Origin of the sequence: Bradyrhizobium sp. Rc2d (assembly GCF_900099855.1) — a bacterium.
In the GTDB taxonomy this organism is placed as follows: Bacteria; Pseudomonadota; Alphaproteobacteria; order Rhizobiales; family Xanthobacteraceae; genus Bradyrhizobium.
Genome location: NZ_FNCU01000020.1, coordinates 1 through 17,854, shown reverse-complemented (window position 1 = coordinate 17,854; position 17,854 = coordinate 1). Strand labels below are relative to the sequence as shown.

The 17,854-nt window shown below is 63.5% G+C and carries 12 protein-coding genes; 7 read left to right on the top strand and 5 right to left on the bottom strand.

Going from position 1 to position 17,854, the window contains the following annotated elements; all coding sequences use genetic code 11:
• Positions 1 to 178: 178 nt before the first annotated feature.
• On the bottom strand, positions 179 to 4,036 hold the full coding sequence (metH, locus tag BLV07_RS23925; RefSeq protein WP_091890354.1) for a methionine synthase: 3,858 nt from the start codon (positions 4,034 to 4,036) through the stop codon (positions 179 to 181).
• 6 nt (positions 4,037 to 4,042) lie between these two features.
• Positions 4,043 to 4,963, bottom strand: coding sequence for a methylenetetrahydrofolate reductase [NAD(P)H] (gene metF, locus BLV07_RS23920; RefSeq protein WP_176945719.1), 921 nt, complete (start codon positions 4,961 to 4,963; stop codon positions 4,043 to 4,045).
• A 367-nt stretch (positions 4,964 to 5,330) separates the two neighbouring features.
• Here metF and BLV07_RS23915 point away from each other — a divergent pair, with 367 nt between their 5' ends.
• Positions 5,331 to 6,347, top strand: coding sequence for an LLM class flavin-dependent oxidoreductase (locus tag BLV07_RS23915; protein ID WP_091890348.1), 1,017 nt, complete (start codon positions 5,331 to 5,333; stop codon positions 6,345 to 6,347).
• A gap of 142 nt (positions 6,348 to 6,489) precedes the next feature.
• Here the strand turns inward: BLV07_RS23915 and BLV07_RS23910 are convergent, their stop codons facing one another.
• Positions 6,490 to 7,347 (bottom strand): prephenate dehydratase, encoded by an 858-nt coding sequence (locus BLV07_RS23910; RefSeq protein WP_091890345.1) that lies wholly within the window; start codon positions 7,345 to 7,347, stop codon positions 6,490 to 6,492.
• Positions 7,348 to 7,368: 21 nt separating this feature from the next.
• Positions 7,369 to 8,109 carry a 3-deoxy-manno-octulosonate cytidylyltransferase gene (locus tag BLV07_RS23905; RefSeq protein WP_091890342.1) on the bottom strand — a complete coding sequence of 247 codons (741 nt, stop codon included), beginning with the start codon at positions 8,107 to 8,109 and terminating at the stop codon, positions 7,369 to 7,371.
• 219 nt (positions 8,110 to 8,328) lie between these two features.
• Here BLV07_RS23905 and BLV07_RS23900 point away from each other — a divergent pair, with 219 nt between their 5' ends.
• The 6 genes from BLV07_RS23900 to BLV07_RS23875 all read left to right on the top strand — a co-directional run bounded on the left by BLV07_RS23900 (position 8,329) and on the right by BLV07_RS23875 (position 16,811).
• Positions 8,329 to 8,883, top strand: coding sequence for a c-type cytochrome (locus BLV07_RS23900; RefSeq protein WP_091890339.1), 555 nt, complete (start codon positions 8,329 to 8,331; stop codon positions 8,881 to 8,883).
• A 211-nt stretch (positions 8,884 to 9,094) separates the two neighbouring features.
• Entirely contained in the window at positions 9,095 to 10,990 is a 1,896-nt protein-coding gene (locus BLV07_RS23895; protein WP_176945718.1) for an extracellular solute-binding protein, read from the top strand.
• 14 nt (positions 10,991 to 11,004) lie between these two features.
• Positions 11,005 to 12,879, top strand: a complete 1,875-nt coding sequence (locus BLV07_RS23890) for an extracellular solute-binding protein (RefSeq protein WP_091890336.1) — start codon at positions 11,005 to 11,007, stop codon at positions 12,877 to 12,879.
• A 2-nt stretch (positions 12,880 to 12,881) separates the two neighbouring features.
• Positions 12,882 to 13,991 (top strand): microcin C ABC transporter permease YejB, encoded by a 1,110-nt coding sequence (locus tag BLV07_RS23885; protein WP_091890333.1) that lies wholly within the window; start codon positions 12,882 to 12,884, stop codon positions 13,989 to 13,991.
• On the top strand, positions 13,991 to 15,169 hold the full coding sequence (locus tag BLV07_RS23880) for an ABC transporter permease (RefSeq protein WP_091890331.1): 1,179 nt from the start codon (positions 13,991 to 13,993) through the stop codon (positions 15,167 to 15,169). The genes BLV07_RS23885 and BLV07_RS23880 overlap by 1 nt, the downstream gene beginning before the upstream one ends.
• A 4-nt stretch (positions 15,170 to 15,173) precedes the next feature.
• Positions 15,174 to 16,811, top strand: a complete 1,638-nt coding sequence (locus BLV07_RS23875; RefSeq protein WP_091890328.1) for an ABC transporter ATP-binding protein — start codon at positions 15,174 to 15,176, stop codon at positions 16,809 to 16,811.
• 12 nt (positions 16,812 to 16,823) lie between these two features.
• Here BLV07_RS23875 and BLV07_RS23870 read toward each other — a convergent pair.
• Positions 16,824 to 17,763, bottom strand: a protein-coding gene (locus BLV07_RS23870) for an IS630 family transposase (RefSeq protein ID WP_502690207.1) whose coding sequence is annotated in 2 segments (ribosomal slippage) — positions 16,824 to 17,427 and positions 17,426 to 17,763 — 942 coding nt in all. Because the reading frame shifts where the segments join, the coding sequence is not laid out codon by codon here.
• Between the last annotated feature and the right edge of the window lie 91 nt (positions 17,764 to 17,854).

Sequence of the window (17,854 nt, the reverse complement as noted above, 5' to 3'; positions counted from 1 at the left end):
TTGAGTGGCTGGCGCATCCGCTCCCTCCACACGGTCGTCCTGGCGAAAGCCAGGACCCATTACCCCAGGGAGGAGTTTGGCGAAGATTCGTCGTTCGGTACTGCGACCGGTCACCACCGAGAGACCTCGCGGTATCGGTCCTGGCGTTCGCCAGGACGACAGCGCAGATGTGGCGCGCCTACCCCGTCCCCGCACGCTTCTTCTGCCAGACCAGGTGCACCGCGCAGGTGCAGCCCGGCGGATGCGAGGCGAGGTCTTTCGGCATCTCGTCATTCGCCGGTGTTGCCGCGAAGGTTTTGTCGGTGCCCTCTCGCGCCGGAATGTAGTTCAGCACCGGCGCGAGCCAACGCTCGGCTTCCGCGATGCTCATGCCCTTGCGTGCGGCGTAGTCCTCGACCTGGTCGCGCTCGATCTTGCCGACGCCGAAATAATAGCTCGCAGGGTTTGCGAAATAGAGCCCGGACACGGATGAGCCCGGCCACATCGCAAAGCTCTCGGTCAGCTTCACGCCGGCGGTCGCTTCTGCATCGAGCAGCGCGAACAGCGTCGCCTTCTCGGTGTGATCGGGCTGCGCGGGATAGCCGGGCGCGGGGCGGATGCCCTGATACTTCTCGAGGATCAGCTCCTCGTTGGTGAGCGCCTCGCTAGGTGCATAAGCCCAGAACTCGCGGCGCACGCGGGCATGCATGCGCTCGGCGAAAGCTTCGGCGAGGCGGTCGGCCAGCGCCTTGCACAGGATCGAAGAGTAGTCGTCATTGGCTTTTCTGAAACGGTCGGCGACCGCATCCTCGCCGATGCCGGCGGTGACCACGAAGCCGCCGACATAGTCGGCTACGCCCGTGCCGACAGGCGCGACGAAGTCGGCGAGCGCGGCGTTGAAGCGGCCCTCGCGCTTCTCGAGCTGCTGGCGCAGCGTGTGCAGCGTCGCGATGCCCTTGGTCCGGCTTTCATCGGCATAGAGCACGATGTCGTCACCTTGCGCATTCGCCGGCCAGAAGCCGATCGTCGCGCGCGCCCGGAACCACTTCTCCTTCACGATGGTGTCGAGCATTTTGCGCGCATCGTCATAGAGCGAGCGCGCGACCTCGCCGACCTTGGCGTCGTCGAGGATGGCGGGGAAGCGTCCGGCGAGCTCCCAGGTCTGGAAGAACGGCGTCCAGTCGATGTAAGGCACGAGCTCGGCGATGTCGTAGTCGTCGAAGCTCCTAAAGCCGAGGAAAGTCGGCTTCACCGGCTTGTTCGCGGCGAAATCGACCGGCACGCGGTTGGCGCGGGCATCGGCCAGCTTCAGGCGCTTCTTGTCGGCCTGCGCGCGCAGATGCGCCTCTGAAATCTTCGCGTATTCGGCGCGCACTTCGGCGGCATAGGCCTCGCGCTTCTCGGGCGAGAGCAGCGCCGAGGCGACGCCGACGGCGCGGCTGGCGTCGTTGACATGCACGACCGGGCCGGCGCGATAGCTCGGATCGATCTTCACCGCGGTATGCACGCGGCTGGTCGTGGCGCCGCCGATCAAGAGCGGCAGCTTGAGGCCTTCGCGCTGCAATTCGCCGGCGAAGAACGCCATCTCGTCGAGCGAAGGCGTGATCAGGCCTGATAGCCCGACGATGTCGGCCTTCTCCGCCTTCACGGTCTCGACGATCTTGGCCGCCGGCACCATCACGCCGAGATCGATGACCTCGAAATTGTTGCACTGGAGTACGATGCCGACGATGTTCTTGCCGATGTCGTGGACGTCGCCCTTGACGGTCGCGAGCACGATCTTGCCGGCGGACGAGGAGCCTTCGGTGCCGATGCCGCTGGCGAGGTTGCGCGCCTTCTCTTCCTCCATGAACGGCATGAGGTAAGCAACGGCCTGCTTCATCACGCGCGCGGACTTCACCACCTGCGGCAAGAACATCTTGCCGTCACCGAAGAGATCGCCGACGACGTTCATGCCGGCCATCAGCGGCCCCTCGATCACGTCGAGCGGACGCGAGGAATTCTTGCGGGCCTCTTCGGTGTCCTGTTCGATGAATTCGGTGATGCCATGGACGAGCGCGTGGCTCAGCCGCTTCTCCACCGACCATTCGCGCCAGGCGAGATCGGCTTCCTTGGCTTCCGTCTTCTTGCCGCGGAATTTTTCCGCGAGCGCCAGCAGGCGTTCGGATGCGCCGGCATCGCGATTGAGGACGACGTCCTCGCAGGTCTGGCGCAGCTCGGGGTCGATGTCGTCATAGACGATCATCTGCCCGGCATTGACGATGCCCATGTCCATGCCCGCCTTGATGGCGTGATACAGGAACACCGAGTGCATGGCCTCGCGCACCGGCTCGTTGCCGCGGAACGAGAACGACAGGTTGGAGACGCCGCCCGAGACATGCGCGCCCGGCAGGTTCTGGCGGATCCAGCGCGTCGCCTCGATGAAGTCGACGCCGTAATTGTTGTGCTCCTCGATGCCGGTCGCGATCGCGAAAATGTTGGGATCGAAGATGATGTCCTCAGGCGGGAAGCCGACGCGGTTGACCAGGATGTCATAGGCGCGCTTGCAGATCTCGGTCTTGCGCGCGAACGTGTCGGCCTGGCCGACCTCGTCGAACGCCATCACCACGACGGCGGCGCCATGGCGGCGCGCGATCTTCGCCTCGTGAATGAACTTGTCCTCGCCTTCCTTCATCGAGATCGAATTGACCACCGGCTTGCCCTGCACGCATTTCAGGCCGGCCTCGATCACAGAGAATTTCGAGGAATCGACCATCACGGGAACGCGGGCGATGTCGGGCTCGGCGGCGACGAGGTTGAGGAAGGTCACCATCGCCGCCTCGGAGTCGAGCAGGCCCTCGTCCATGTTGACGTCGATGATTTGCGCGCCGTTCTCGACTTGGTCGCGCGCGACCTGCAGCGCGGCGGTGTAGTCGCCGGCGGTGATCAGCTTGCGGAAGCGGGCCGATCCCGTGACGTTGGTGCGCTCGCCGACATTGACGAAGGGAATCGCATCCGTCAGCACGAATGGCTCGAGGCCGGAGAGCCGCAAGCGCGGCGCGATCTCCGGTACGATGCGCGGCTTGTGCGGGGCCACCGCGGCGGCAATCGCCGCGATGTGATCCGGCGTGGTACCGCAGCAGCCGCCGACGATGTTGACGAGGCCGTCGCGCGCGAACTCGCCGATCAGGCGCGCCATGTATTCCGGGCTCTCGTCATACTGGCCGAACTCGTTCGGCAGGCCGGCATTGGGATAGGCACACACGAGCGTGTCGGCGACGCGGCCGATATCGGCGATATGCGCGCGCAGGTCCTCGGCGCCGAGCGCGCAGTTGAAGCCGATGGTGATGGGCTTTGCGTGCCGCACCGAATTCCAGAACGCTTCCGGCATCTGGCCGGAGAGCAGGCGGCCGGATTTGTCGGTGATGGTGCCCGACACCATCACCGGCATGTCGATGCCGCGTTCTTCGGTGATCTCGGCGATCGCATAGAGCGCCGCCTTGGCGTTGAGCGTATCGAAGATGGTCTCCACCAGCAGCAGATCGACGCCACCGTCGATCAGGCCGCGGATCTGTTCGCCATAGGATTTGCGCAAATCGTCGAAGGTGACGGCGCGGTAGCCGGGATTGGAAACATCGGGCGAGATCGAGGCGGTGCGGTTGGTCGGGCCGATGGCACCCGCAACGAAGCGCGGCTTGCCGTCCTCGGTCTCGACACGGCGTGCCGCGTTGCCGGCGAGGCGGGCGCCTTCGCGCGCCATCTCGTAGACGATATCGGTGAGGTCGTAGTCGGCCTGCGCGATCGACGTCGTCGAGAAGGTGTTGGTGGCGACGATGTCGGCGCCGGCCCGCAAATAGGCGGCGTGGATGTCCTCGATCGCCTGCGGCTGGGTCAGGATCAACAAATCGTTGTTGCCGCGCAGGTCGCGATGAAAACTCTTGAAGCGCTCGCCGCGGAAGGCGGCCTCGTCGAGCTGGAGATTCTGGATCATCGTGCCCATGGCGCCGTCGAGCACGAGGATGCGTTCGCGCGCGGCGTTCAGCAGGGCAGTTCGCTTGGGAGAGGTGGCTACGGTCATCGGATCTTACGCAGCTTTCTGTGCGCTCTTGGCGCGAATGCCGAGCAAATGGCTGATCGCGAACACGAGATCGGCGCGGTTCATGGTGTAGAAGTGGAAGGTGTCGACGCCGTGCTTGGCGAGCTTCTGCACTTGACCGGCCGCAACGGTTGCGGCCACCAGCTTGCGGGTCTCGGCGTCGTCGTCGAGGCCTTCGAATTTCGCGGCGAACCAGTCCGGCACGGTGGTACCAGCGCGGGTGACGAAGGCTCTCGCCTGCTTGAAATTGTGCATGGGCATGATGCCCGGCACGATCGGGATGTCGATGCCGCGGGCGCGGACGCGGTCGAGGTAGCGGAAGTAGAGGTCGTTATCGAAGAACACCTGGGTGATCGCGCGCGTCGCACCCGCATCGACCTTGGCCTGCAGCGTGTCGATGTCGGCGTCGAAGTCGCGCGCCTCGGGGTGCTTCTCGGGATAGGCCGACACGCTCACTTCGATATCGCCATGCCGCTTCTTGATCCCCGCGACGAGCTCGGCCGAGCTCTGGTAGCCGTCGGGATGGCTGAAGTAGGGCGTGCCGATGCCGCCAACGGGATCACCGCGCAAGGCCACGATGTGGCGCACGCCGACCTCGTGATAGCGGTCGACGATCTCGTCGATCTCGCCGCGCGAGGCGCCGACGCAGGTCAGATGCGCCGCCGGCAGCAGCGCGGTCTCTTTCAGGATGCGGGCGATGGTGGAATGGGTGCGCTCGCGGGTCGAGCCGCCGGCGCCGTAGGTCACCGAGACGAATTTCGGGTCGAGCGGGGCCAGCCGGTTGATGGTGTCCCAAAGATTCCGCTCCATCTCCTCGGTCTTGGGCGGAAAGAACTCGAACGAGATCGCAGGCCGCTTCAGGTGCCCGTCTTGCCCGTTGGCCTTACCAGGCGTCGTCACGTCAGTCATGGCACCACTCACTCCAATTTCAGGCGGCGATCCGTCTACTTGGGAGACCTAAAATACGGCAAAGGCCGTTTGATCGACAGCCCATCGATGATGGGAAATTGCCCACTACGGGTTGAACAGAAGGAATTTCGTTGCTATTTGCGATCTTGGTGGGAAAGAGGTGGGAAGACCATAATACGTTGATATAAAACGAATATTTTCGATAGCTACTCTTCAGCGATCCGATTTTGCCGGTGGGCAAATCGAAATTAGTTATACAGAACTAACATTTGTCCCAACTAGAAGTCTCAGCGTGCCCGCCGGTCCGTACACGTCAGGCTGCGCAGCCCCATTGCCGCTGCCCGGCACTCCATTACGTTAACGCGCCATGATCCCGCTCTCAGTCCTCGACCTCTCGGTCGTCACCACCGGCACTAAGCCTGCCGCGGCGCTGCGCAACAGCATCGATCTGGCGCGCCATGTCGATGGGCTCGGCTATGTCCGCTACTGGCTCGCCGAGCATCACAACCTCGCCTCCGTCGCGAGCCCCGCGCCCGACGTGATGATCGGGCAGATCGCGGCGGTGACGAAACATATCCGTGTCGGCTCCGGCGGCGTGATGCTGCCCAACCACGCGCCGCTGGTGGTGGCCGAGCGCTTCAAGATGCTGGAAGCGCTGTTTCCTGGTCGTATCGACCTCGGTCTCGGCCGCGCCCCCGGCACCGACGGCGCCACCGCCTACGCACTGCGCAGCCGGCTTGACCGCCGCGAGGGCGACGATTTCCTGGAGCGGCTGCACGAGCTGATCTTGTGGGAGACCCGCGAATTCCCCTCGGGCCACCCCTACAACAATGTCGTCGCCATGCCCGATGACACCAGGCTGCCGCCGATCTGGCTGCTCGGCTCGAGCGATTATTCCTCCGAGCTCGCCGCAGAGGTCGGCATGGGCTTCGCCTTCGCCCATCACTTCGCCTCACACGATGCGATCGATGCGATGGTGCATTACCGCAACCGCTTCCAGCCCTCGGCCTGGCGCGCCCGCCCGCACGCAATCCTCGCAGTCGCGGCCATCGCGGCCGACACCGATGAGGAGGCCGAAAGGCTCGCCAGCTCCTTCGACCTCAACCGCCTTCGCCGCGACCGGGGCCAATATCTTCCGCTGCCGAGCGTCGAGGAGGCGCTGGCCTATCCCTATACGGATGCCGAGCGCATCTCGATCCTCCGCAACCGCTCGCGCCTGTTCGTCGGCAGCCCGGCAACCGTGCAGAAGAAGCTTCAGCCGCTGATCTATGCGAGCAAGCCGGACGAGCTGATGGTGATCACCGCCGTGTATGACCACGAGGCACGGAAGAAGTCGTATTCACTGCTGGCGGAGGCGTTCGGGCTGGCGAAAAGTGCGGCTTAAGCGTCGTCCCGGCCTAGTGCGCAATTGCGCACGGGGCGCGGGACCCATACCGCGGAATCTTTCCGCGGAAACTCGATTTCAGAGACCTTCCGCAACAACGCGCAGCCGTGGTTATGGGCCCCGGCCTTCGCCGGGGCGACCTCTAATCCTGCGCCTCGCTGAACGTCGCGCGGAACGGGTGTCCCGGATACACGCCGACGATGCGGAATTCGCGCGAGAAGAATTTCAGCTCCTCGATCGCGAAGGCGAGGCCCTTGTCGTCGGGATGTCCATCGACGTCGGCGTAGAACTGCGTGGCGAAGAAATTGCCGTCGACCATGTAGCTTTCGAGCTTGGTCATGTTGACGCCGTTGGTGGCAAAGCCGCCGAGCGCCTTGTAGAGCGCGGCCGGCAAATTGCGCACCCGGAAGACGAACGTCGTGACCAGCGGGCCCGAGCCTTGCGCGGCCCATTTCGGCTCGCGCGCCAGCACCACAAAGCGCGTGGTGTTGTGGGCCTCGTCCTCGACGTCCTCGGCGAGGATGTCGAGCCCATAGATCTTCGCGGCGAGGCGCGAGGCGATCGCCGCGACGGTCTTGTCCTTGCGCTCGGAAATGTCGCGGGCGCTGCCGGCGGTGTCGGCGTGCACGATCGGCTTGATGCCGAGCTTGCGGATGATGCGCCGGCACTGGCCGAGCGCATGGACATGGCTCTCCACGCTCTTGATGTCTTCTAGCTTGGTGCCCTTCACCGCCATCAGCTGATGCCGGACCGGCAGGAACCATTCGCCGATGATGAAGAGGCCGGAGGCCGGCAGAAGGTGATGGATGTCGGCGACGCGGCCGGCGACCGAATTCTCGATCGGGATCATGCCGAGATCGGCATCGCCCGACGAGATCGCCGACAGCGCGTCCTCGAAGGTGGCGCAGGGCATCGGCTCGGCGTCGGGATACGCTTCGACGATGGCGATGTGGGAATTGGCCCCAGGCTCGCCCTGGAATGCGATTTTCAACTTGCTCATGATCGGCCTTGTAACAGCGGCTCAGGATTTGGAAAGGATGCTACGCGCGGTTTCGAGATCGGGCGGCGTATCCACGCCACGCGGCACGCTGTCGACGATCATGATGTCGATGCGCATGCCGGCTTCCACCGCCCGGAGCTGTTCAAGGCTCTCCTGGCGCTCCAGAGGCGATGGCGGCAGCGACACGAACCTTTCCAGCGCGGCGCGACGGTAGGCGTAAAGGCCGATGTGGTGGTAACGCGGTCCGTTGCCGTATGGGGCTGTGGCGCGGGTGAAATAGAGTGCCCGTAGCCGCCTCGGCCCGATCGGCGAGCCCACAGCCTTCACGACGCTCGGGGCGAGATCCTCCTCCTCGGTGTGGATCTGCGAGGCCAAGGTCACGATATCGACCGCAGGCTCGGCAAAGGGTGGCAGCACCTCGCGGATAGTCTGAGGCGTGATGGTCGGGAAGTCGCCCTGGAGATTGATCACGATCTCGGCCTTGCCGTCCGGATCGAGCTTTTGCATGGCCTCGTGGATGCGGTCCGAGCCCGAGGGGTGGTCCGGGCGGGTCATCACCGCCTCGCCGCCATGGGCGGTGACGACCGAAGCAATCTCCGGCGTGTCGGTTGCGACCGCGACCCGGCCGATTGCAGCGGCTTCTGCGCGGCGCAGCACATGTACGATCATCGGCAATCCCGCGATATCGGCGAGCGGCTTGCCGGGCAGGCGGGTGGCGGCCATGCGGGCCGGGATCAGCACCAGGATGCGGGGATCGATCATTGGGTCAAGGGCCTGGAAACGGGGCGTTTTCCGCGCCGAGAAATGGAGTGGGGACGGGCTGAAAGCCGGGTCGCTTATACGGGTTGCCAGACCCCGGGCAAACCGATATCTCAATGGCAAAACTCGGGGAAACAATAAGGAACGTTTTGATTCTCCCGAGGCTCGTCCTGGCGGCCGCTTGGGCCGCTGTTTCCTTGTTGCGGTGGGGCCTGGCCGGAAATGGACTCTTTCGAACTCAATAAGATTCTCGGTGCCGTGCTCGGCACCTGTCTTGTTCTGCTGGTGACGAGCTTCACCGCCCAGGCGCTATTCTCCGCCAAGATGCCGGAAAAGCCGGGCTTCGAGATCGCGGTCAAGGAAGATGCCAGCCACGGCAAGGAAGGCGCCGCCGCCGCTGCAGCCTCCTCGGAGCCGATCGAAAAGCTGCTCCAGACCGCCTCCGTCGAAAAGGGCGCGGCGGCTGCCAAGAAGTGCGGCGCCTGCCACACCTTCGAGAAGGGCGGCCCGAATCGCGTCGGTCCGAACCTCTATGGCGTCATTGGCGAGCCGAAGGGCGAAGGCCGCGGCTTCAACTTCTCGGCTGCCATGAAGGCCAAGGGCGGGACCTGGACGTTCGACGACCTCAACAAGTTCATTGCCAATCCGAAGGGCTTCGTCCCTGGCACCGCGATGGGCTTCGCCGGTATCCCGAAGGATTCCGAACGCGCCGACGTCATTGCCTATCTGAATTCGCTGTCGGAGCATCCGCAGCCGCTGCCGACAGCATCGAAGTAAGGCGTCAAGACTCCCTCTTGAAATCTGCGGCCAGGCTGAAAAGCCTGGCCGTTTCCATATTCGGCCCACGGAGCCTCGCCGTCGGGGCGTTTGGCCGCACCGGAGCGCCTGCCGAGGCTCCCGAAGATGAGGAAAAAGCAACGTATTCGGTCGAAACCTCGCCTATATTGGGCACTTAAAGGGGTACCTCCTTCAAGACAGGGATGTTGATTTGGCCATTACCCGACGCGATCTTTTGCTCACCGGCGCCGCTGCCGCCGTGCTTCCCGCCCTCGGTTCCACTGCGGGGGTTCCCGTTGTCAGGGCGGGCGAGGCCCGGTCTGCAGGTGAGCTGCCCTGGCGTCATGCACTGTCGCTGTTCGGCGACATCAAGTATCCCGCCGACTTCAAGCGCTTCGATTACGTCAATCCGGATGCGCCCAAGGGCGGTGTCGCCCGCCTGATCTCGATCGGCACCTTCGACAATTTCAACCTCGCGGTCGCCGGCATCAAGGGCTCCCTCGCTCCAGCCGCGGCGATGATCTACGAAACGCTGATGACCCGGGCGCAGGACGAGGTCGCGACCGAGTACGGCGAACTTGCCGAGGCCGCACAACATCCGGACGATTTTTCCTGGGTGATCTATCGTTTGCGCAAGGAAGCCCGCTGGCATGACGGCAAGCCGGTGACGCCGGACGACGTCATCTTCTCGCTGGAGACGTTCAAGCAACAGAGCCCGATGTACGCGTCCTACTATCGCCACGTGACCAAGGCGGAGAAGGTCGGCGAGCGCGACGTCAAGTTCAGCTTCGACGGGCCGGGCAACCGCGAATTGCCGACCATCGTCGGCGAATTGACCGTGCTGCCGAAGCATTGGTGGGAAGGCACCGACGCGCAGGGCCGCAAGCGCGACGTCGGCGCGACCACGCTGGAGATTCCGCTGGGCTCCGGCCCATACCGGATCAAGGAATTCGTGGCGGGACGCTCGATCAAGCTGGAGCGGGTGAAAGATCATTGGGGTGCCAATCTCCCCAGCCAGATCGGCACCAACAATTTCGACGAGCTGCGCTTCGAGTTTTTCCGCGACAACATCGTGGCGCTGGAAGCCTTCAAGGCCGACCAAGCCGACTGGATCGCGGAAAACTCCGCCAAGCAGTGGGCGACGGCCTATGACTTCCCCGCGGTCGCGGAGAAGCGGGTGATCAAGGAAGAATTTCCGATCAACGATTCCGGCCGCATGCAGGCCTTCGTCGTCAATATCAGGCGCCCCCAGTTCAAGGACGCGCGGGTGCGGCGCGCCTTCAACTATGCCTTCGACTTCGAGGAGATGAACAAGCAGCTCTTCTTCGGTCAGTACAAGCGCATCAACAGCTATTTCGAAGGTACGGAACTCGCCGCGACGGGTCTGCCCCAGGGAGAGGAATTGCAGATCCTCGAAACCGTAAAGGACAAGGTGCCGCCGGAAGTTTTCACCACGCCCTACCAGAGTCCGGTCGGCGGCACCCCGGAGGCCGTGCGCGCCAATCTGCGCGAAGCGGCAAAGCTGCTGAAAGAGGCCGGTTTCGAAGTGCGCGACCACAAGCTGGTGGACGCCTCGGGCAAGGTCCTGACGGTCGAAATCCTGGTGCAAGATCCCTCATCTGAGCGGATCGCATTGTTCTACAAGCCGTCACTGGAGCGGATCGGCGTCAATGCGTCGGTTCGTACGGTCGATGATGCGCAGTACCAGAACCGGTTGCGCAGCTTCGACTTCGACATGATCATCGACCAGTGGGGCGAGTCGCTCTCGCCGGGCAACGAGCAGCGCGAGTTCTGGGGCTCGCAGGCCGCCGACATGCCTGGTGCGCGCAACACCATCGGCATCAAGAACCCTGCCGTGGATGCCTTGATCGAGAAGGTGATCTTCGCCAAGGATCGCGCTGGTCTCGTCGCCGCTACCCATGCGCTCGATCGCGTGCTGCTCTGGAATTTCTACGTGGTGCCTCAGTTCACCTATCCGTTCGCGCGCTATGCCCGTTGGGATCGCTTCAGCCACGCCGAGCCAATGCCGAAATATGGACGGTCCGGCCTGCCGACGCTGTGGTGGTTTGACGCCGAAAAAGCGGCGCGGAACGGAAAACGCTCTTGAGGGAGCCTTTGCGCATGGCGCAGCTTTCACGTCGGCATGTGCTTGCCCTGGGTGTCGCCGGCGCTCTCGGCGCCGCCTGGCAGCGCGGCGCGACGGCGTCGGAAAGGCCAGCCGAGGCCCACGGCATCTCGGCCTTCGGCGATCTCAAATATCCCGCCGATTTCCACCATTTCGATTATGTCAATCTGGGTGCGCCGAAGGGCGGCACGTTCTCGCTCATCCCGTCGGTGAAATCGTATAATCAGTCCTACCAGACCTTCAACTCGCTCAACGCCTTCATCCTCAAGGGTGACGGCGCGCAAGGCATGGACATGACGTTTGCGCCGCTGATGGTGCGGGCAAATGACGAGCCGGACGCAATGTACGGGCTCGCCGCCAAATCCGTGCAGATATCGCCCGACAAGCTTGTCTATCGCTTCACCATGCGGCCCGAGGCGAAATTCCATGACGGCAGCAAGCTCACCGCGCACGACGCAGCGTTTTCGCTGACGGCGCTGAAGACCAAGGGGCATCCGCTGATCATCGTGCAGATGCGCGACGTGGTGAGCGCGGAAGCGATCGACGATGCGACGCTCGTCGTCACCTTCGCCAAGGGGCGCGCACGCGACGTCCCGCTCTATGTCGCGGGCCTGCCGATCTTCTCGAAGACGTATTATGTGTCCCGCCCCTTTGACGAGTCGTCGCTGGAGGTTCCGCTCGGCTCCGGTCCGTACAAGGTCGGGAGATTCGAGGTCAATCGCTACATCGAGTTCGAGCGGGTCAAGGACTGGTGGGCTGCCGATCTGCCGGTTTGCCGCGGCAGCTATAATTTCGACGTCGTGCGCTATGAATTCTATCGCGACCGCGATGTCGCCTTCGAAGGTTTCACCGGCAAGAACTATCTCTACCGTGAGGAATTCACCTCGCGCATCTGGGCGACGCGCTACGACTTTCCGGCCGTGAAGGATGGTCGGGTCAAAATGGAGGTCGTGCCCGACGATACACCGTCCGGTGCGCAGGGCTGGTTCATCAACACGCGGCGCGATAAATTCAAGGACCCTCGCGTGCGCGAGGCGTTGATCAACGCCTTCGATTTCGAGTGGACCAACAAGACCATCATGTACGGCGCCTATGCCCGTACGGTGTCGCCATTCCAGAACTCGGACCTCATGGCCGGCAACGGGCCTCCGTCGCCGGAAGAGCTGAAGCTGTTGGAGCCGTTCCGCGGCCAGGTTCCCGACGACGTGTTTGCGGCGCCCTTCACGCCGCCGGTCTCGGATGGCTCCGGGCAAGACCGCAGCCTGCTGCGCAGGGCGCAGCAATTGCTGAACGACGCTGGCGTACCGATCAAGGACGGCAAGCGGGTGCTGCCGAATGGCGAGGTGTTCAGGATCGAGTTCCTGCTGGACGAGTCTTCGTTCCAGCCGCACCACGCACCCTACGTCAAGAATCTCGCGACGCTCGGCATTGAGGCAAGCGTGCGCGTCGTCGATGCCGTGCAGCACAAGGCGCGCCAGGAAGATTTCGACTTCGACATGACGATCCAGCGTTTCAGCATGTCGGCGACGCCGGGCGATGCCATGCGCGCGTTCTTCTCGTCGCAGGTTGCCAACACCAAAGGTTCGTACAATCTCGCGGGCGTCGCCAGCCCGGCGATCGATGCCATGATCGAGAAGATCATGGCGGCCGACAGCCGCGAGGAATTGACGATCGCGTGTCGGGCCTTCGATCGCCTGTTCCGCGTCGGCCGCTATTGGGTGCCGCAATGGTATAACAAGACGCACCGGCTGGCGTATTGGGATCAGTTCAGCCATCCCCAGAAGCTGCCGCGTTACGCCAACGGCGTCGGTGCTCCCGACATCTGGTGGCATGATGGCGCCAAGGCGGCCAAGCTCGAGCAGGCGAAATAATCATGAGCGCCTATATTGCCCGCCGCATCCTCTTGATGATCCCGACGCTGCTGGGGATCCTCTTCGTGTCCTTCATCGTCGTGCAGTTCGCGCCGGGCGGCCCGGTCGAGCGCGTGATCGCGCAGCTCTCGGGCGCCGACACCGGCGGCAGCTCGCGCATTTCGGGCGGCGGCGATTTCGCGCAACGCGCGCCGGGGCAGTTGGGTGCCGGCGGCGATGCCATCAACTCGAAATATCGCGGTGCGCAGGGCCTCGATCCTGATTTCATCAAGAAGCTGGAGGCGCAGTTCGGCTTCGACAAGCCGGCGCCGGAACGCTTTCTCCTGATGGTGTGGAACTTCGCGCGCTTCGATTTCGGCAAGAGCTATTTCCGCGACGTCAGCGTGATCCAGCTGATCAAGGAGAAGCTGCCGGTCTCGATCTCGCTCGGGATCTGGCTGACGTTGATCACCTATCTGATCTCGATCCCGCTCGGCATCCGCAAGGCGGTCAAGGACGGCACGCGCTTCGACACCTGGACGTCGACCGTTCTCGTGCTTGGCTATGCCATTCCCGGCTTCCTGTTCGCTGTCCTTCTCATCATCCTGTTTGCCGGCGGCTCCTTCTTCAACTGGTTCCCGCTGCGCGGACTGACCTCCGACGGCTGGTCGCAGTTTCCCTGGTACTGGAAGATCATCGATTATTTCTGGCATCTGACGCTGCCGCTGATCGCCATGGGGCTCGGCGCGTTCACCACCATGACGTTCCTGACCAAGAACTCGTTCCTGGACGAGATTCGCAAGCAATATGTCATGACCGCGCGTGCCAAGGGGTGCGGCGAGGGCCGGGTGCTTTACGGCCATGTCTTCCGCAATGCGATGCTGATCGTGATCGCCGGTTTTCCCGGGACCTTCATCCATGCCTTCTTCTCGGGCTCGCTGCTGATCGAGACCATCTTCTCGCTGGACGGGCTGGGGCTGCTCAGCTTCGAGAGCGTGCTCAACCGCGACTATCCCGTGGTGTTCGGCACGCTCTACATCTTTTCGCTGGTCGGCCTCGTGATCAACCTGATCTCCGACCTGACCTATATGTGGATCGACCCCCGGATCGATTTCGAGGCGCGGGAGGTCTGATGACGATTACCGCGCCGACGCCCATCGAGACTACGACTCAATCCCCAATGGGGGAGGTCGTTCCGATCACGCGCAAGTCGTTCGCCCCTTCGCCGCTCAACAAGCGGCGCTGGCAGAATTTCAGGGCGAACCGCCGCGGCTACTGGTCGTTCTGGATCTTCATTATTTTGTTCGTGGTCTCGCTGTTCGCCGAGCTGATCGCCAACGACCGGCCTTTCCTGATCAAGTTCGACGGGCGGCTCTATTGGCCCGCCTTCGTGACTTATTCGGAAACCACATTTGGCGGCGACTTCGAGACGGCGGCCGACTACCGCGACCCCTATTTGCAGAAGCTGATCAAGGACAAGGGCGGCAGCATCGTCTGGCCGCTGATCCGCTATTCCTACGACACCCACAATCTCGATCTGCCGACGCCGGCGCCGTCGCCGCCGACCTGGATGCTGACCGAGAAGCAATGCAAGCCGGTGGTGGAGAAGAAGGGGCTGAAGAGCTGCCGCGACCTCGAATATAACTGGCTCGGCACCGACGATCAGGGGCGCGACGTGGTCGCGCGGCTGATCTATGGCTTCCGCATCTCGGTGCTGTTCGGTCTGTGCCTCACCATCGTCTCATCCATCATCGGCATCGCGGCGGGGGCGGTGCAGGGCTATTTCGGCGGACGGGTCGATCTCATCTTCCAGCGTTTCATCGAGATCTGGACAGCCATTCCCTCGCTCTACCTTCTCCTGATCCTGTCCTCGGTCCTCGTGCCCGGCTTCTTCGTGCTGCTGGGCATCCTGTTGCTGTTCTCCTGGGTCTCGCTGGTCGGTCTCGTGCGGGCCGAGTTCCTGCGTGGGCGCAACTTCGAATACATTCAGGCGGCGCGGGCGCTCGGCGTCTCCAATCCGGTCATCATGTTCCGCCACCTGCTGCCGAACGCCATGGTCGCGACCATGACGTTCCTGCCCTTCATCGTGTCGAGCTCGGTGATGACGCTGACGGCGCTCGATTTCCTGGGCTTCGGCCTGCCGCCGGGATCGCCCTCGCTGGGCGAATTGCTGTCCCAGGCGAAAGCCAATGTGCAGGCACCTTGGCTCGGCTTCTCCGGTTTCTTTTCGGTCGCAATCATGCTGTCGCTCTTGATCTTCATCGGCGAAGCCGTGCGCGACGCTTTCGATCCGCGCAAGACGTTCAGGTAAATCAATGGACGCGATCAACCAGCCCCTGCTCAGCGTGCGCGATCTCTCGGTGGCTTTCCACCAGGGCGGCGCCACCACGCTCGCGGTCGACAAGATCTCGTTCCAGATCAAGCGCGGCGAATGCGTCGCGCTGGTTGGCGAATCCGGCTCCGGAAAATCGGTCAGCGCGCTCTCGATCCTGAAGCTGCTGCCCTATCCGAACGCCTCGCATCCCTCGGGCAGCATCCGTTTCAAAGGCCAGGAGGTGATCGACCAGTCGGAGCAGCAGATGCGGGAGATTCGCGGCAGCGACATCTCCATCATCTTCCAGGAGCCGATGACCTCGCTCAATCCGCTGCACACGATCGAGGCGCAGATCGGTGAGATCATCCAGCTGCACAATCCGACCAGCAATGCCGAGGCGCGCAGGCGGACGCTCGAATTGCTGACGCAAGTCGGCATTCCCGAGCCCGAGACGCGGCTGAAGAGCTATCCGCACCAGCTCTCCGGCGGCCAGCGCCAGCGCGTGATGATCGCGATGGCGCTCGCCAACGAGCCGGATCTGTTGATCGCGGACGAGCCGACCACGGCGCTCGACGTCACCGTGCAGGCGCAGATCCTGGCGCTGCTCGCCGAGATCCGTTCGCGGCTCGGCATGAGCCTGCTCTTCATCACCCACGATCTCGGCATCGTGCGCCGCATCGCCGACACCGTCTGCGTCATGAAGGGCGGCGTGATCGTCGAGCAGGGGCCGGTCGAGCAGGTCTTCAAGAGCCCGAAACATCCCTATACGCGCGACCTGCTCGCTGCGGAGCCTAAACCCGATCCGGCGCCGCCGCAGCCGGGGGCGCCGGTGGTGATGTCGGCCAATGAGCTGAAGGTCTGGTTCCCGATCAAGCGCGGCTTGATGCGCAAGACGGTCGGCCACATCAAGGCGGTCGACGGCGTCAGCGTCGCCGTGCGCAAGGGCGAGACCCTCGGAGTCGTCGGCGAATCCGGCTCGGGCAAGACCACGCTGGGACTCGCGCTGCTCCGGCTGATCTCCTCGAACGGGCGTATCGTGTTCCTGGGCAAGGACATTCAGGGTCTGCGCTTCAAGGAGATGCGGCCGTTCCGGCGCGACATGCAGATCGTGTTCCAGGATCCGTTCGGCTCGCTCTCACCGCGCATGTCGGTCGCCGACATCATCGCCGAAGGCCTCTCCGTGCATCAGCCGAATCTCTCGCGCGAGGAGCGCGAGGCGCGCGTGGTCAAGGCGCTCGAGGATGTCGGGCTGAAGCCGGATACCCGCTACCGCTATCCGCATGAATTCTCCGGCGGCCAGCGCCAGCGCATCAGCATCGCGCGAGCGGTCGTGCTGGAGCCGGATTTCGTCGTGCTGGACGAGCCGACCAGCGCGCTCGACATGCTGTTCCAGGCGCAGATGGTCGATCTGTTGCGCGAGCTCCAGCGCAAGCGCGACCTCACCTACATGTTCATCTCGCACGATCTGCGCGTCGTCGCCTCGCTCGCCAGCCATCTCATCGTGATGCGCGGCGGCAAGGTGGTCGAGGAGGGACAGGCGGCCGAGCTCTTCAAGAATCCGAAGACGGATTACACCCGCGCGCTGTTCGCCGCTGCGTTCCGGCTGGAGACGGCCGGGAACGGGGCGGTCGCGACCTAGAGCGAGTTGCGATCAAAGCGGATTATACCCGCAATGACGGATGTAGTTGGCGCATTCGACAGGGGTAAAGAGGCTGAGAGTGCGGCCGATGAGGTCCCAGAGGGCATCGACGGTTCGAGCTTGGGCTTGTCGCAACAGTTCCTTGAGTTTGGCGAAGGCCATCTCGATCGGATTGAGATCGGGGCTGTAGGGCGGCAGGAACAGAAGCCGCGCACCGGCACCGGCGATGAGACGCGCGGCCGCTTCATTCTTATGGCTCGACAAATTGTCGAGGATCACCGTGTCGCCTTCGCGCAGGGTGGGGACGAGGATTTGCTCGACATAGGCGAAGAAGCACTCGGCGTTGATCGGCCCGTCGAGCACAAACGGCGCTATCAGCCCCTCGCAGGTCAGGCCGGCAAGGAACGTCGTCGTCTTCCAATGTCCGTGCGGCGCATGGCCCAAGGCGCGTGTGCCGACATTGGCCCAGGCGTAACGACGCGTCATCGCCGTCGTCGTCCAGGTCTCGTCGAGGAAGATGAGCCGACCGCCAAGGCTGGTTTGCGCGCACCGCCACGCTTGTCGGCGCTCAACGACGTCGGGACGATCCTGTTCGCTGGCGTGCACGGTTTTTTTTGAAGCTAATGCCCTCACCGGCAAAGAAGCGCGACAGCATCGACTTGTCGGCTTCGACGCCATGCCTGCGAAGCAGTCGCTCGGCGATCGCATCGAGCGTCAGATCGTTCTCTTTGCGCCGAAGTTCCAAGAGCCAGTCCCGATGCGGCTTCAGCACAGAACGCCGATCACCGCCGGTCGGCAAAGCCGCCGTGCGCTGCGTTTCCTCGAACGCCTTCACCCAGCGGATCGCGCTCGCGATCCCGACCCGGAATATCCGGGCCGCCTCGTTCCGCGAAAGGCCATCCTCAACGACGGCCTTGATCACCCGAATGCGAAGAGCCTCTCCATGCGCCATCCCTGCCGGCCTCCTCCCGGCCTCAAGGATGAATCACGGTTCGCTCCCTTTGGGAATCCCTGCGATTCAATTCGAGCCCAACATGCTCTAG

Bases quoted from the DNA above. Each gene is read 5' to 3' on its own strand.
- metH (WP_091890354.1), bottom strand. From the start codon at position 4,036: ATGACCGTAGCCACCTCTCCCAAGCGAACTGCCCTGCTGAACGCCGCG.
- metF (WP_176945719.1), bottom strand. From the start codon at position 4,963: ATGACTGACGTGACGACGCCTGGTAAGGCCAACGGGCAAGACGGGCAC.
- BLV07_RS23915 (WP_091890348.1), top strand. From the start codon at position 5,331: ATGATCCCGCTCTCAGTCCTCGACCTCTCGGTCGTCACCACCGGCACT.
- BLV07_RS23910 (WP_091890345.1), bottom strand. From the start codon at position 7,347: ATGAGCAAGTTGAAAATCGCATTCCAGGGCGAGCCTGGGGCCAATTCC.
- BLV07_RS23905 (WP_091890342.1), bottom strand. From the start codon at position 8,109: ATGATCGATCCCCGCATCCTGGTGCTGATCCCGGCCCGCATGGCCGCC.
- BLV07_RS23900 (WP_091890339.1), top strand. From the start codon at position 8,329: ATGGACTCTTTCGAACTCAATAAGATTCTCGGTGCCGTGCTCGGCACC.
- BLV07_RS23890 (WP_091890336.1), top strand. From the start codon at position 11,005: ATGGCGCAGCTTTCACGTCGGCATGTGCTTGCCCTGGGTGTCGCCGGC.
- BLV07_RS23885 (WP_091890333.1), top strand. From the start codon at position 12,882: ATGAGCGCCTATATTGCCCGCCGCATCCTCTTGATGATCCCGACGCTG.
- BLV07_RS23880 (WP_091890331.1), top strand. From the start codon at position 13,991: ATGACGATTACCGCGCCGACGCCCATCGAGACTACGACTCAATCCCCA.
- BLV07_RS23875 (WP_091890328.1), top strand. From the start codon at position 15,174: ATGGACGCGATCAACCAGCCCCTGCTCAGCGTGCGCGATCTCTCGGTG.